12 protein-coding genes and 1 pseudogene are annotated in these 14,115 nt (G+C 72.3%); 3 read left to right on the top strand and 10 right to left on the bottom strand.

Going from position 1 to position 14,115, the window contains the following annotated elements:
* Nucleotides 1–2 precede the first annotated feature (2 nt).
* Entirely contained in the window at nt 3–1,076 is a 1,074-nt protein-coding gene (locus AB0C27_RS22810; protein ID WP_357846999.1) for a trypsin-like peptidase domain-containing protein, read from the top strand.
* A gap of 43 nt (nt 1,077–1,119) precedes the next feature.
* Here AB0C27_RS22810 and AB0C27_RS22815 read toward each other — a convergent pair whose 3' ends face one another.
* From AB0C27_RS22815 to AB0C27_RS22835, 5 genes are all read right to left on the bottom strand, one after another.
* A complete protein-coding gene (locus AB0C27_RS22815; RefSeq protein ID WP_357847001.1) occupies nt 1,120–1,662 on the bottom strand; it encodes an OmpA family protein in 543 nt (180 codons plus the stop codon).
* Complete coding sequence (locus AB0C27_RS22820; protein ID WP_357847003.1) at nt 1,646–2,254, bottom strand: hypothetical protein; 609 nt, start codon at nt 2,252–2,254, stop codon at nt 1,646–1,648. Before AB0C27_RS22820 ends, AB0C27_RS22815 begins: the two co-directional genes overlap by 17 nt.
* Before the next feature lie 74 nt (nt 2,255–2,328).
* Nucleotides 2,329–5,463, bottom strand: a complete 3,135-nt coding sequence (locus tag AB0C27_RS22825; protein WP_357847005.1) for a BTAD domain-containing putative transcriptional regulator — start codon at nt 5,461–5,463, stop codon at nt 2,329–2,331.
* Entirely contained in the window at nt 5,460–7,406 is a 1,947-nt protein-coding gene (locus tag AB0C27_RS22830; protein WP_357847007.1) for a serine/threonine-protein kinase, read from the bottom strand. Before AB0C27_RS22830 ends, AB0C27_RS22825 begins: the two co-directional genes overlap by 4 nt.
* Nucleotides 7,407–7,445: 39 nt before the next feature.
* Entirely contained in the window at nt 7,446–8,414 is a 969-nt protein-coding gene (locus AB0C27_RS22835) for a GlxA family transcriptional regulator (protein WP_357847009.1), read from the bottom strand.
* Between the two features lie 99 nt (nt 8,415–8,513).
* On the opposite strand from AB0C27_RS22835, the gene AB0C27_RS22840 reads away from it, so the two are divergent.
* On the top strand, nt 8,514–8,924 hold the full coding sequence (locus AB0C27_RS22840) for a hypothetical protein (protein ID WP_357847011.1): 411 nt from the start codon (nt 8,514–8,516) through the stop codon (nt 8,922–8,924).
* A gap of 41 nt (nt 8,925–8,965) precedes the next feature.
* Here the strand turns inward: AB0C27_RS22840 and AB0C27_RS22845 are convergent, their stop codons facing one another.
* Together AB0C27_RS22845 and AB0C27_RS22850 are read right to left on the bottom strand one after the other, a co-directional pair.
* Complete coding sequence (locus AB0C27_RS22845; RefSeq protein WP_357847013.1) at nt 8,966–9,580, bottom strand: hypothetical protein; 615 nt, start codon at nt 9,578–9,580, stop codon at nt 8,966–8,968.
* Nucleotides 9,577–10,473 carry a hypothetical protein gene (locus tag AB0C27_RS22850; RefSeq protein ID WP_357847015.1) on the bottom strand — a complete coding sequence of 299 codons (897 nt, stop codon included), beginning with the start codon at nt 10,471–10,473 and terminating at the stop codon, nt 9,577–9,579. The genes AB0C27_RS22845 and AB0C27_RS22850 overlap by 4 nt, the downstream gene beginning before the upstream one ends.
* Before the next feature lie 284 nt (nt 10,474–10,757).
* Here AB0C27_RS22850 and AB0C27_RS22855 point away from each other — a divergent pair, with 284 nt between their 5' ends.
* Nucleotides 10,758–11,687: an AfsR/SARP family transcriptional regulator gene (locus AB0C27_RS22855; RefSeq protein ID WP_357847018.1), complete on the top strand. Its 930-nt coding sequence runs from the start codon at nt 10,758–10,760 to the stop codon at nt 11,685–11,687.
* 165 nt (nt 11,688–11,852) lie between these two features.
* On the opposite strand, the pseudogene AB0C27_RS22860 reads toward AB0C27_RS22855, so the two are convergent.
* The 3 genes and pseudogenes from AB0C27_RS22860 to AB0C27_RS22870 form a co-directional block, all read right to left on the bottom strand.
* Nucleotides 11,853–12,500: pseudogene (locus AB0C27_RS22860) on the bottom strand (C1 family peptidase); the annotation flags it as partial.
* Between the two features lie 80 nt (nt 12,501–12,580).
* On the bottom strand, nt 12,581–13,444 hold the full coding sequence (locus tag AB0C27_RS22865) for a phytanoyl-CoA dioxygenase family protein (RefSeq protein WP_357847020.1): 864 nt from the start codon (nt 13,442–13,444) through the stop codon (nt 12,581–12,583).
* Nucleotides 13,441–14,088, bottom strand: coding sequence for a TfuA-like protein (locus AB0C27_RS22870; protein ID WP_357847022.1), 648 nt, complete (start codon nt 14,086–14,088; stop codon nt 13,441–13,443). Before AB0C27_RS22870 ends, AB0C27_RS22865 begins: the two co-directional genes overlap by 4 nt.
* Nucleotides 14,089–14,115: the final 27 nt, after the last annotated feature.

Here is a 14,115-nt window from a genome sequence, read left to right on the forward strand (position 1 = left end):
CCATGAGGGAGATCGCCGCCGGACTGGTCGCCGCCGCCGTACTGCTGACCGGTTGCGGCCCTCCCCCCTCGACCACGCGAACGGCCTCGCCGACCGCGGCCCCCACCTCCGCGACGCCTTCGGCATCTCCGACGGCGTCCGCGTCGCCGCAGACCCTGGAGGCGGCGTACGAGCGGGTCATCGCGGAGGCGCTGCCGTCCATCGTGCAGATCAACACGAAGGTCGGGCTCGGCTCGGGCATCGTGTTCGACGCCCAGGGACACATCATCACGAACGCCCACGTGGTCGGGCAGGCCACACAGATGAACGTCACCATCGCCACCGGCGGCGCGCCCCGGCCGGCCAGGCTGGTGAAGTCGTTCCCCGCCGGGGACCTCGCGGTGATCAAGGTGGACCGGCCCGACGGGCTGAAGCCGGCCAGGTTCGGCGACTCGTCGAAACTTCGGGTGGGGCAGATCGTGCTGGCGATGGGCAACCCGCTGGGCTTGTCGGGCAGCGTGACGAACGGCATCGTCTCCGCGCTCGGCCGTACGGTCACCGAGCCGCAGAACCCCGGCTCGCCCGGCGCCACCATCGCCGGGGCCATCCAGACCTCGGCCGCGATCAACCCCGGCAACAGCGGCGGCGCCCTCGTGGACCTGTCGGGCCACGTGATCGGCATCCCGACACTCGCGGCCACGGACCCCGACCTGGGCGGCGGGGCCGCGCCCGGGATCGGCTTCGCGATCCCGAGCAACACCGCCACCGACATCGCCCGCCAGATCGTCGAGAAGGGCAAGGTCACCGACAGCCACCGGGCCGCGCTCGGCATCCGCGGCAGCACGGTGATCGGCTCGGACGGGCAGCCGAGCGGCGTCGGGGTGGCCTCGGTCGAACGGGGCGGCGGCGCCGAGCGGGCCGGGATCCGCGCCGGTGACGTGATCGTCTCGATCAACGGCAAGGAGACGCCGACGATGGCGGCCCTGGCCGAGACCATCACCACGCTCAAGCCGGGCGATCAGGCCCGGGTCGGGCTGATCCGGGCGGACGGGGCCAAGGAGACGGTCAACGTACGGCTGGGCCGGCTGCAGGGCTGACGTACGGCGGGCGACTACGGCCGGGTGATCCGCCTCCGAGTGGTCATTGCTTGGCGGTGAAGACGATCTCGACGCGCCGGTTCTTGGCCCGGTTCTTCTCGACGGGCTTGCCCCCGATCAGGTTGGGCAGCTTAGGGCGGCTCTCGCCGAACCCGCGCGACTCCAGCGTCACGCCCGCGTTCGTCAGCTGCCCGCTCATGGCCTGCCGCACGGACTGCGCCCGCCGCTCGGACAACGTGCGGTTGTAGGCGTCGGTCCCCTGGTCGTCGGTGTGCCCCTCGATCGTGACCACTCCGCCGGCGCCCTCGGCCTCGACCTTCTCGGCCACCTTCGCCAGCCGCTGCCTGGCCTTGCCGGTGAGCTGCCACTTGTCCAGCGCGAACAGCACGTCGCTGGTCACGGCCACCCGTACCTGCCGGCCCTGCTTGGTCTCGCTCTCGGTGCCGTCCATCGACTCGACCTCGCCGACGATGTCCTCGATGGGGAACACGAGGTCCTCGACGGCCCCGGTGGCGTCCGGGGGCGGGCTGGGCGGCGGCGTCGGGGACAGCAGGAGCGCCAGCGCGACGCTAAGAGATCGGAACATCGGTGAACACGCCGATCATCGGCATCTCGATGTTGACCTTGGTGACGTCCGCGGGCGGGGCGGCGAACACCGCGTACAGCGTGGACGACTCCTCCGGCTCCAGGAACTGGCCCTGCGTCCCCGAGCAGACGCACTCCGCGCCTTCGCCGGTGCCGTTGCGGGCCACGCGGTAGCGCTTGGCGTTGACCGGGTCGATCAGGGAGACGCCGGAGACGGTGAAGTCGAGCCCGCCGCCGCCCAGGCCGTTGTGCACGTTGACCTTGCCGTCGAGGCCGGTGACCGTCCAGTTGAGGCTGACGGTCCTGCCCTGGCGGGTGAGCGCGGTGATGTCCACCCGGGCCTTGCCGTGCGTGCCGCTCGCGCCGGTGCTGACCTCGCGGGTGGCGATCACCTTGGTGTCCTGGGGCGGTGCGCTCTGCGCGGGTGTCGTCTCCGTCGCGGCGTCCTGCTCGGGGGCGGCACTCTGCTCGGACGCGGCGGCCGGAGCGGTTTCCGGCTGCCTCTCCTCGCCGCCCGCGCCCTGCTGGCCCGGGATCACGCCGCAACCGGCCAGTGCGGCGGCCGCGAAAGCCAGTGCGATCGTCTTTCGCATGATGTGGTCACCTTCGTGGATTTGGGATGTGACTCTCACCCTAGAGAGGCGACCTTCAGGATCCGCATAGTCCGCTAAATATGCTGATCAGGCCGCCTGCGGGCTTCCTGTGCGAGGCGTTCCGCCTCGGCTCTGCCCTGCTCGTCACCGATAGCGGCAAACTCTCCCATAGTGCGGGTAAGTGTCACAACAGCGGCATCTGGCTCGCCTGCCTGCAGCTCGGCTCGGGCGAGGGCCAGCAGGGCTCTGGCGGCGTTCCTGCGGTCGCCGTACGCGGTGAACGTCTCCACCGCCGACCGCGCCGCCTCCGTCGCGGCCCGCCCGTCGCCGCGCGCCGCCTCGATCTCGGCCAGAACGAGCAGCGCCACCGCCTCCGGCAGCCGGTCGCCGAGGCGGCGATTGACGCTCAGCCGCCGCTCGACACAGTCGCGGGCCACGTCGGGCCGGCCGGCGGCCAGCTGCAGTCTGGCCAGATCCAGCAGCGCCTCGGCCTCGCCTCTCGGGTCGCCCAGCTCCTGGTAGGCGGCCAGGCTCCGGCGCAGCGCGTCCTCGTCCTGGCGCAGGGCGCCCAACGCGCGCAGGGTGTCCGCCCGCCCGCGCCGATCACCGGCCTCCTCGAAGACCCGCAGCGCCCGTACGAACGCCCGCTCAGCCTCCCTGACCCGGCCCGCACGCCGCTGTTCGCCCACGTCGGCGAGCCCACCTTCGGCCGCGCCTCCGGACCCCCTTTCGGATCCGCCTCCGGACCCGCCCTCGCGCCCGCCTCCGGGCCTGCCTTGGGGGTCGGCCGCCTGTGCCTGCACCAAGCCGAGGCGGAGCGTGATCCTGGCCAGTTCCAGGCCCTCCACCAGCGGCTGGGCCGCCCGGAGCGCGGCGGCGGCCGCGTCCGTACGGCCCTCCGCCCGGTGCAGGTCCGCCAGGCCGCGCAGCAGCAGGGCCTCGCCGTGGCGGTGGCCCGCCGCCCTGGCCGCGTCCAGCCCGGTGGCCGTCGTCGCGTGCCAGTCGTCGTGGTGGGCGCCCAGCTCGAACAGCGGGGTCAGGTAGAAGGCCAGCCGCCACGCGGCCTCGTACAGACCGGCTCGGTAGAAGTCGCCGACGCAGGCGGCCAGGAACCGGCGCTCGGCGCTCAGCCACCGCGCCTCCTGCCGCAACCACCCCGTCGCCAGACTCGCCTCTTCGAAGAAGACCGTGGAGGAACCGGGCGGGTGGACCTCGGTGCGGCCGGTGCCGGGTTCGGCCGGGAGGAGGGAGGCTCTGGCCTGACGGGCGCGTTCGAGGATCTCACCGGCCACGGCGGCGAGCACGCCGGCCGGGCCGCCGTCCTCCTCGGACAGGCGTTCGGCGGCGTAGAGGCGGGTCAGGTCGTGCCAGCCGAACCGCTCCTGACCGGCCTCGTCCAGCCCGCGCGACTGCAGCAGCCCGGCCTCCGCCAGCGGCTCAAGGTCCGCCCCGAACACCCAGGGCGCGAAGTCGGGAGCGGACAGCGCGCCCAGCCTGCGCAGCAGCCGCCGCTCCTGATCCGGCAGGCCGCGGTAGCCGAGCGCGAGGCTGCCCCGTACGGCCAGGTCTCCGGCGCTGAGCTCGTCGAGCCTGCGCCGCTCGTCCCCGAGCCGCCCCGCCAGGTGGTCGAGCGTCCACCCGGGCCGCCTGGCCAGCCGGGACCCGGCGATGCGCAGGGCCAGGGGCAGGTGGCCGCAGAGCCGGACGATGCGCAGCGCCGCCTCGGGCTCCGCGCCGACCCGCTCGTGCCCGGCCACGCCCGCGAGCATCGCCACGGCCTCGTCCTCGTCGAGCAGGCCCAGCTCGTACGCCCGCGCCGCCTCCAGCCCGGCCAGCGGCGACCGGCTGGTCACCAGGGTGAGACTGCCCGGCCCCGTGGGCAGCAGCGGCCGCACCTGGGCCTCGTCGGCGGCGTCGTCCAGCAGCACGAGCAGCCGCCTGCGGGCCGTCGTGCTGCGGTAGAGCCGTACCCGATCGTCGAGGGCGGGCGGCACCGCGCCGTCGGGGCAGCCGAGTGAGCGCAGCAGGTCTTCCAGCACGGCACTGGACGGCCTGGCGCCGAGCGAGGCGTAGAGGCGGCCGTCGGGGAGGTCGAGCGCGGTGGCGGCGTGCACGGCGACGGCGGACTTCCCGCAGCCGGGCGGGCCGTGCAGGACCAGGTGCACGGGTGCGGCGGCCTGCTCCCCCGCCATCGCCGCGATCCACCCGAGCACCGGCTCCCGCCCGGCGAAGTCGGATATATCCGGCGGCAACTCATTGACCACCACCTCCCGCCCCACCCCTCGCGGCCCCCGCCCCGCACCCGAACCACCCCTGGGCTCCACGCCACCAAGGTCACCGCCCGGCTGCCCCGCGCCACGGAGATCTCCGCCCCACCGGCCCCTCCCCACACCGGAATCGCCACCCCAGGGCCCCTGCTCCACCCCAGGACCGCCACCCAGGGCAGGACCTTCTCCTGGGCGGGGCAGGCCCGTGCCCGCGTCCAGGGCGTCGTTCAGCACGCGCTGATGGGCGGCGACCAGCTCGGCGCCGGGCTCCAGCCCCAGCTCCTCCACCAGCGTCCGGCGCGCGTCCTGGTAGGCGGAGAGCGCCTCAGACCTGCGCCCGGCCTGGTGCAGCGCCTCAATGAGGCGTACCCAGGCACGCTCACGCAGCGGATGCGCCCCGACCAGCGCCCGCAACTCGCCGACCACCTCGGCGCCCCGGCCCAGCCGCAGGTCCAGCTCCACCCGCTCCTCCAGAGCGGTCAGACGCAACTCCTCCAGCGGTACGCCGTACGTCCGGCGCAGCACCGACGACTCCACGTCCGCCAGCGCCTGCCCCCGCCACAGCCCCAGCGCCGCCCCGAACCCACCGGCCGCCTGCGCCACCCGGCCCTCGGCCCGCGCCCGCCTGGCCTCGCCGACCATGCGCTCGAACCGGTGACAGTCCACGTCGTCCCGCTCCACGTCGAGCAGGTAACCGCCCGGCACGGTACGGATCCCGTCCACGACCTTGCGCAGGGCGCTCACGTACACCCGTAACACCGACTCCGCCGACGCCGGCGGCCGGTCGTCCCAGACCACGGACATCAGCCGATCAACCGGCACCTGCTCCCGCGCCGACAGCAACAACGCGGCCAGCAGCGTCCGATGCTTGGCGGGGCCCGGAGCCTGACCCCCGTCGATCCGCAACGGCCCCAGCACCCCGAACCGCACCTGCGACCTCACGTGCCGGTCACCGGTCTGACGGCGAAGGACTCGAACCGCACCTGTATGGCCTCAACACCGACCCCCACCCCGGCCCCACCGGCCCGCACGACACCCGACCGCACGGCAGCGGACTCCGCACCACCGAACCCGATCCCCCCGGACCTCACACCACCGAACGCAGCACCACCAGACCGCACGACGCCGAACCCCGTACCGCCGGATCCGGTGTCAACGAACCGCGGACCGACAGACTTCGTGCCGCCGGGATGTGGGCTGCCCTGGATGCCTGAGCCGGGGGTGGTGGGCTGTTGGGCCGATGGGGCCGCGTAGACGCCTGTCTCGCCGGAGCCGTGGGGGTCGTCGGTGTCGGATGCCTCGCCGACCAGGGTCTCGTTCAGCCACATCCGCAGCGTCACCTTGCCCCCGCTCCGGCCGCACTCCGCGACGACCCGGTTGGTGGCCGTCTTCGGCGTGTTCGTGGGGCCGTAAAGGACCTTGGCCTCGGCACCGGAACGGCGCTTGACGATCGTGACCTTGCCCTCGCCGCTCACCCCGAACTCGTAGCGATCGCCCGAGCCGGCCGCGCCGTGGCACCACACGCCGTACTCACCCGTGCCCTGCTCCAGGGTGGCCTTCGCGCTGACGATCACCCCCTTCGCCGGCTCGCGCACGGGCGCCGACTTCCACAGGCGCCAGCCCGGCTTGACGGTGAGCCGGTAGCCGGAGCCGTCCAGGCGAGCGTCACCGCCCTCGGACGCGCCGGTGTCCCAGGACTCGAAGCCCGCCTCGTACGGCCAGGTCTGCTGGGTGAGGCCCGGAATGTTCACGGCGACGACGACGGCGGTGACCAGCAGCGCACCCGCCCCGACGGCCCACGGCAACCACCGCCTCCGCCCCGGCGCCTCGCCCACATCCCCACGACCGACATCCGCCCCGCCACCCTCAGCACCACCAAGCCGCCCGGCCCCCGCGCCAAGCACAGCGGTCCCGCCCTCAGCAGGCCCCGACCCGGCGGTCCCGGACGCACCAGCCGCGGCCGCTCGCGGGTCGGCGGGCGGTCGCGGGCCGACATGAGCACTCCCAGCCCCAGACGGTCCCGGGGCGGCTGGGGGACGGACGTCGGATGTGATCGACTCCGTCCACGTGCGTTCCACCACCTCCGTCGCCGCCGCCAGCCGCGTCCCTCCCACCAGCTGCCCCAGCAGCTGCTGCGCCGTAGGCCGCACCCGCGCGTCCTTGGCCAGGGTGCGTTCCACCACCCCCCGGATGCCGTCGTCCAGCCCGTCCAGTCGCGGCTGGGCGTGCGCGATCCGGTACAGCACCTCCCCAGGCGCCCCGCCCCCGAACGGCAGCCGCCCGGTCCCGGCGTACGCGATCACCCCGCCCCACGCGAACACGTCGGCGGCGGGGGTGAGCGGGTCGCCGCGCACCTGCTCGGGCGCCATGAACGCGGGCGTCCCGAGGATGGCCTGGCTGGCCAGGCTGGCCTGGTCGACGATCTGCGCGATGCCGAAGTCGATCACCCGGGGGCCGAGCGGCGAGAGCAGCACGTTGGAGGGCTTGAGGTCGCGGTGGATCACCCCGGCCCCGTGGATGGCGCTCAGCGCGGTCGCGATGCCGACGGCCAGCGCCTCCAGGTTGCCGCCCGACAGGGGCCCCTGGTCGCGGACGGCCTGGGCCAGGTCGGGACCCTTGACGTACTCGGTGACCAGGTAGGCGACGTCCCCGTCGATCCCGGCGTCGAGCACCGGCGCGGTGCAGAATCTGGCCACCCGCCGGGCCGCCGCCACCTCCCGTTCGAAGCGCCGCCTGAACGCCGGGTCGCGGGCCAGCGCCGGGTGGATGAGCTTGACCGCGGCCAGGCCACCGGTGGGCGTGGCGGCGAGGTGCACCTCGCCCATGCCGCCCTGGCCGAGCAGGCGCCGCAGCGCGTACCCGCCTATGACCCGGTCTCCGTTCATCGCAGACACATTAGCCAGATTCGAGGTGATGAGCCGGAATCATCCGACTGCGGGTGCCTGGGCCAGGCGGTAGCGGGAGGGCGGGATGCCGTACCGGTCGATGAACGCCTGCCGCAGCGTCTCCGCCGTGCCGAACCCGCAGCGCACCGCCACCGCCGCCATCGGCAGCGATGTGGAGGCCAGCAGATGGGCGGCGGCCTCGGTACGGGCCTGCCTGACGTAGCGGCCCGGCGTCAGCCCGAGGTGCTTGAGGAACAGCCGGGTCAGGTGCCGCTCGCTGACGCCCGCCTCGGCCGCCAGCGCGGGGGTGGTGAGGTCGTCGCGCAGGTGCGCGGAGATGTAGTCGATGGTCCGCTTGACCAGGCTGTTGGCCGGGGACGGCGCGTCGACGAACATGCTCATCTGCGCCTGGTTGCCGGGCCGCTGCAGGTAGGTGACCAGGTTGCGGGCGACGGTCCTGGCCAGTTCGGTGCCGTTGTCCTCCTCGATGAAGGCCAGGGTGAGATCGAGCGCGGCGGTGATGCCGGCCGAGGTGGCGACGTTGCCGTCCCTGATGAAGATCGGGTCGGGGTCGACGATCACGTCGGGGTAGCTGGCGGCCATCCGCTGCGCCTGGTCCCAGTGGGTGGTGGTGCGCCGCCCGTCGAGCAGGCCGGCCGCGGCCAGGACGAACGAACCCGTGCAGACGGAGGCCACACGCCGGCTCTCGCGGGCCAGCCGGCGCACGTGACCGACGATCAGCGGGTTGGCGGCGGCGTCCTCGTGGCCGATCCCGCCCGCCACCACGAGCGTGTCGAGCGGCCCTGTGACGCGTTCGAGGGCGAGCTGGGCGTGCAGGGTCAGCGCCGTCGCGGTGGTGACGGGGTGGCCGCCGGGGGTCGCCACGCGGTATTCGTAGTAGGGCTGGGCGCCGTGCCAGTTGGCGCTCTCCAGCGTCGTGCTGACGGAGGCGACCTCCAGTAACTCCGCCGCCTCGTACGCCACCACCACGACCCGTCTCGGCTCCATGACCCCGACTGTAGGTCCGAAGGACGTGGATCCCAAGTTTCCGGACCTCCTCAGCCTCCTTCCTTGGCCTCCCCGGCGTGCTCCGGCCACAGTCGGAGCATGACGACGACGACCACCCCCAAGTCAGGCCGCCGCTGGGGCAGATTCGCCCTCCACTACGTCGAGATGATCATCGCGATGTTCGTCGGGATGTTCGCGCTCGGCATGCTCAGGTCCGCCGTCGGCCTCGGCGTCTCCCACGTCGAGCAGCCGGAGCTCTGGTACCTCGCGATGGCGTTCGACATGTCCGTGGGCATGGCCGCGTGGATGCGGTGGCGCGGGCACGGCTGGGCGCCGACGCTGGAGATGTGCGGGATCATGTTCGCGCCGATCGTGCCGCTCTTCCCCATGCTGTGGCTGGGGATCATCGACGGCGGCGTCCTCATGACCGTCTCGCACGTGGTGATGTTCCCGCTCATGCTGGTGGCGATGCTGCGCCGCCTCGACGAGTACGCCGGCTGCGCCCACTGAGCACCGCCGGCTCCCCGCCGGTCCCCCGCCGAGTACGCACCTCAGCGACGCTCGGGCACCGGCTCGCGTGTCGTCCGCTTCCTGATGGCGCCCAGCACGGCGTGCCGGTCCCGGATGTCGGAGATCAGCACGTGCGCGACCAGCATCAGCCCGAGACACAGGATGTCGGCCGCCCACCAGGGGATCTCGGCGAGCAGCAGATACCCCTGGCCGTCGCTCAGCGACCTGATCACCACCGTGACCACCGCCACCACCAGGGTGACCAGCAGCCAGCTGCGCAGCCGGGGCAGGTTGCCGTTGTTCCACAGCCGGACCCGCCAGTTCATGAACACGGTCAGCACGCCGAGCAGGGCGCAGAACCCGATCAGCCACCACGGCAGGGCGAAGGCGTTCTGCTCGGCGATCTGCTCGCGCGTGGTGCGCAGCTCGGTCTCGGCCTGACGCTGGGCCTGGACGGCGGCGTCGAGCTCCCGTTCGAGCTGCGCCACGGTCTTCTGATCGCGGGCGGGCGGCGTGGCGTTCTCCGTGGGCAGCATGCGGGCCACCACGGTGAGCATGATCGCCACGAACGACAGCGCGAGCACGATGGCCATGAACAGATCGATGAAGCGCAGGTCGAGCGGCGGCGCGAACGCCCTGGGCGGCCGCCTCCTCACGGTTCCCTCACCAGCGTGTACTTCTGCGGCCGGGTCTCGGCGGCGCTCAGCCGCTCGACCGCCGTACGCAGCGCGTCCATGCCCTTGATCAGTTCCTCGGTGCCGCCCCTGGACAGCGCCAGCTCCTGGGTGAGCCCCTGCATGTTGCCCATCTCGCGGGCGAGCCCCTGGATGTGGGACAGCTCGCGCGTCAGCCCCTGCAGCGCGGGACCGGTCTGCTTGGCGGGCAGGCGCGCGATGTAGATCAGGAAGACCTCGTCGGCCTCCATCACCGCGGCCCGCTCGGCCCGCTCGACCAGAGCCATCGACCCGAACGCGAGCACGCTCAGGAACAGCGCGATCATGGTGACGCCGAACGCCGACGCCAGCTCGGGCAGCACGTGCTGCTTGAGCGCGGTGATCAGCACGCCGGGGTCGCCGCGGCTGTCGAGAGCGTTGGAGAACGAGCTCACCATCGCGGCCATGGTCAGCGCGGTGCCGATGAACCCGAACACCGGCAGGGCCCAGATGAGCGCGTGATCGAGATGATGCTTGTTGGTCATCTCGCTCTCGTCCAGCGCCGAGCGGGCGCTCAGCACGGACTCGCAGTCGTTCCCGGCCTCGGCCGCCTCCTTGAAGAGCTTGAGCCGCCGGGCCACCAGCGTGTCCTCGTTCGGCTTCACCGACCCGATGTTGGTCCTGGCCCGCTCGGTCGCCTCATCCTCCCGCCGGATGTCCGGTACGGCCCTCGCGATCCTGAGCACCGTGATCAGGAACACCGCGATGACGAGTGTGACCACGAGCTCCGCCGCCGCCGGGGCCGTGGTGGCGCCCACGAACTCCAGCAGCGCTTCGACCGCTCCCGCCACCATCAGGACGGCGGACACCAGCAGGCCCACCACCGGTGCGAACACCGAGTGACGCCAGTCGTACCTTGACACCCTTCAACCCCACTCCGCACACGACTTGTCAGGGGAACACCTAAGCACACGTACAGCAATATTTGGTTACGGAGTGGCAGTTCTGTGACCTATTGTCCCCCAGCCGCCACACCCCTCGGCACCACAAGGTGTCCGGCAAGCGAACGCGCACGGACGTTCTTCGGATAGTGCGCCCGGGTGGGCGACCATATTCTCGCAGGAACACCGGTGTGGGGGCGCATCGCGCATCCGTCGCGATCCCGGCCGGAGCAACGGGAATGCCGACAAAGACAGAGGTGTCTCCTGACGACGAAGGCTTCATCGATCGGATCTCCGCGCCGGCCCGCGACGCCCGCGTGGGTCACACCGTGATCTTCACGATCCTGGGCCCCGTCGGCGTGCTGACCCAGGGGGAAGCCGCGCGGAAGACGGCAGAAGAACAGCTTTCCGAGCATCGGGTACGCGGTCTGCTGGCCGCCCTGCTGCTGCGGCCCAACAGGTTCGTGGCCCACACCACGCTGGCCGGGCTGCTCTGGGACGAGCCGCCGGCCGGATACCGTTCCAACCTGCGCACGTACGCTTCCCGCCTGCGTCGTTGCCTCAACGCGGCAGACCCGTCGCGGATCCGGCTGGAGTCGCGGAAAGGGAGCGGCGAACAGGGCGGAGGCGGCGCGTACCTCCTGCGCGTCGGGGAGATGGAGCTGGACGCCGACGTCTTCCTCCGGCTGATCGCCCGCGCGCAGACCATGTGGCGCGACGACAACCCCGAGTCAGCCATCCACCTGCTGAAGATGGCCCTGGAGCTCTGGCACGGCCCGGCCGGCGGTTGCGACATCGCCGGATCCGGCCGGCTGCTCGCCCAGCTCGACGCGTTCAACGACCTGCGGTTGATCACGCACGAGGACCTGATCGCGGTCCGGCTGCAGCGTGGGGAGCACCGGCTCGTCATTCTCGAGCTGAGGGCCCTACTGGCCGACCACCCCTACCGGGAGGGCGCCTGGGCGCAGCTGATCTACGCCTTCCACCGCTCCGGGGACGTCGAGAAGGCCCTGCGCACCTACCGTGAGCTGCGTGACATCCTGGCCAAGGAGCTGGGGGTGGAGCCGAGCGAGGAGCTGAACCGGCTGCACCGCGCCGTCCTGGACCGCGACGACGCCGGCGCGCGGAGCGTCATCTGGCCGAAGCGGGACTCTCTCACGGTGCGCTGACCGGTTGTGACCCGCCGGCGACAGGGGAACCGACCCGCTCGACGCCGGTACCCGATCATCGGCCGATACGCCGGGAGGCGCGGCCGTCCAGCCCGGCTCGATCGCCAGCCAGCTGTCGCGGACCGGCCTTTGACGGACGAACGCGTACGGCAGCCACCCGTAGCCGTCGTCGCCCCACCCCCGCCCCCAGCTGTTGCGCACCCGGAACGCGCCGGTGAGCCCGGGCCCGCATGGCCGGTCGTCGTCATAGCCGACGAGCAGCACCACGTGCGCACCGAGGAGCGCCTCCCCGGCGCGCGGGACCGGAAAGATCCCGTCGGCGAACGACCTGGTCGTCGAGAGATGCAGCGTGACCTCGAAGACGACGGGAACGCCCACCGCGAGCGGCTCCTTCAGCAGTGTGATGAGCCTTTCCCGCCGACCCGCGCCACCCGCGCCGGCGTCCCCCGCGTCAGCGGCGAGCCGCCGGAACTGCAGCCGCGGCGCGCTCGGCGGGTACGCCTCCTCGGGCGGGTCCTCGTTGACCCGGCTCGGGTCCAACGGCCAGCTCGCCTCGTCAGCCAAGCCGTAGCGCGCCCAGGCGGCGAGGCTGAAGAGGATGTGCGAGCCGTCGCGGTCGGGATCCCCGCCGAGCCCACGGGAGAGGCGGTAGTTGAAGAGCACCGAAGGCTCGAACTCCCGTCCCTCGGCCCGTCTGGCGTAGTAGGAGGCCATGGCGGTGACCACCGCGGAGGTGCACAACGGGCGTTCCCCCTGGTCGATGACGGCGGGGAACCACCGCTCGACGGGATCCGTCGCGGGTGGCAGCCTCATCAGGTCGCGCGCCGCCCACGGAGGCGCGAGCCCTGTCCCGGTAGTGCGGAAGCCGCCCTTGACCACGACCTGCCAGCCGGTCACCCGGCCCGCCCGGCGTGAGCTTCGCGCATGACCGCGACCAGCCGGGCGTCCCGCATCCTCACCGCGGCGCGAAAGCCGCGCAGCGCCTCAGGGGCGAAGTCCGCGGCAGGGCGCTGCTCGGGAAGGTAGTACCCGTGACGGTCCTCGCCACGCACCAGCAGGGCGCTGTCGGCGCCATGGACGGGCCGCACGGCGGGGTCGATGTAGTCGACGGCGAAGCAGAGCCGCTCCGTCTCGCCCGTGCTGGGTCCCGAGCTGTGGACGGTCGCGGGGGTGTGCACGGCGCACTGCCCGGGTTCGAGGTCCACGCTGAGCACGTCCTCCCGCGCGATCTCGTAGTCGGCCCGCTCGCCCTGGAGGAGATCGTTCACGGAGGAGCCGGTGAAGCCGTGCGGCACCAGCCCGCCCGCGTGCGATCCGCGGCAGTACACCATCGTGCCGTTCGCCCTGCTCGTGGGGGTGAGAGCGATCCAGACCCGGATCGCGCGGCCCTCGAAGCCCTCCCATCCGTAGTACGGGGCGTCCTGGTGCCAGGCCAGGCGGGCAGGGCTGTGCTCGGGCCGCTCAAAGATGTTGGTGGACCACACCAGGAGATCGGGGCCGATCAGGCTCTCGGCGAGATCCACCGCCGCCTCGTGGTGCACCAGCGCGTCGGCCCATCGCGTGAGCAGGTGGATCTTGGGATAGTTCCAGCGCTGCCGCAGCAGCCCGCCGGCCCGCCGGGTGATCTCGCGATAGGTCCGCAGCGCGGTGGCGTACTCCCGCGCCTCCTCACGCTCCAGCAGGTCGACGGGGAAGAGGAATCCGTCGGCACGAAAGCGGGCGAGCCGGTCGTGCCGCGTCGCGGGACGGTCGCTCATCCCAGGTACTCCCTGATCGCGCCGAGCAGCAGCCGGGCGTCGTCGGCCTTGGTGTCGGGCGCCTCGGTGGCGAAGAACCGGGTGAGCGCCTCGTGCTCGCCGGCGGGCAGAGCGGGCTCGACGACCCGCAACACGTTGCGCGCGGTGCGGTCGGGGAAGTACAGCTGCTTGGCCGCGTCGACGAAGACCGCTCCCGTCCCGGCCGTGACCAGCCCGCGTTCCACCGCCGCTTCGACGGCGAACCGAAGATTGATCATGGGATCGGACACGGCCGTCCCGGTCTCCTCGTCGTAGACGATCGCCACCTCGTCGTCCGCGTCCACGGCCCCGGACGCGTACGCCTCGTAGATCCTGCCGACGCCGATCATGCCCCAGGGAGCGCACTCCACGGCGCGCAGAGCGCCCATGCTGGACGATCCATAGACGCGTACGCCCTGGTCGACGGCGGAGAGAACCTCCTTCGGCGAGATCGACAGCGACGACAGGAACCGGCCGTCCACGATGCCGATCACCTCGGGCGGCTCAGGCCGGCTCAGCAGGGCGTCGATGTCGCCGCGCTGGATCGGCGGCAGGTACTCCGCGTCGAGCTCCTTCGACGCGAGGGCCGGGCTCAGGCTCGGCCCGAGAAAGACCGCTGCGCGCATGGCATTCCTTTCTGCGGTCATAGGGGT

Source organism: Nonomuraea sp. NPDC048882, assembly GCF_040649755.1.
Classification (GTDB): Bacteria; Actinomycetota; Actinomycetes; order Streptosporangiales; family Streptosporangiaceae; genus Nonomuraea; species Nonomuraea maheshkhaliensis.

What these genes read in the sequence shown, in the direction of transcription:
- AB0C27_RS22810 (WP_357846999.1), top strand. Translation starts at nt 3, where the DNA reads ATGAGGGAGATCGCCGCCGGACTGGTCGCCGCCGCCGTACTGCTGACC.
- AB0C27_RS22815 (WP_357847001.1), bottom strand. Translation starts at nt 1,662, where the DNA reads ATGTTCCGATCTCTTAGCGTCGCGCTGGCGCTCCTGCTGTCCCCGACG.
- AB0C27_RS22820 (WP_357847003.1), bottom strand. Translation starts at nt 2,254, where the DNA reads ATGCGAAAGACGATCGCACTGGCTTTCGCGGCCGCCGCACTGGCCGGT.
- AB0C27_RS22830 (WP_357847007.1), bottom strand. Translation starts at nt 7,406, where the DNA reads ATGAACGGAGACCGGGTCATAGGCGGGTACGCGCTGCGGCGCCTGCTC.
- AB0C27_RS22835 (WP_357847009.1), bottom strand. Translation starts at nt 8,414, where the DNA reads ATGGAGCCGAGACGGGTCGTGGTGGTGGCGTACGAGGCGGCGGAGTTA.
- AB0C27_RS22840 (WP_357847011.1), top strand. Translation starts at nt 8,514, where the DNA reads ATGACGACGACGACCACCCCCAAGTCAGGCCGCCGCTGGGGCAGATTC.
- AB0C27_RS22855 (WP_357847018.1), top strand. Translation starts at nt 10,758, where the DNA reads ATGCCGACAAAGACAGAGGTGTCTCCTGACGACGAAGGCTTCATCGAT.
- AB0C27_RS22865 (WP_357847020.1), bottom strand. Translation starts at nt 13,444, where the DNA reads ATGAGCGACCGTCCCGCGACGCGGCACGACCGGCTCGCCCGCTTTCGT.
- AB0C27_RS22870 (WP_357847022.1), bottom strand. Translation starts at nt 14,088, where the DNA reads ATGCGCGCAGCGGTCTTTCTCGGGCCGAGCCTGAGCCCGGCCCTCGCG.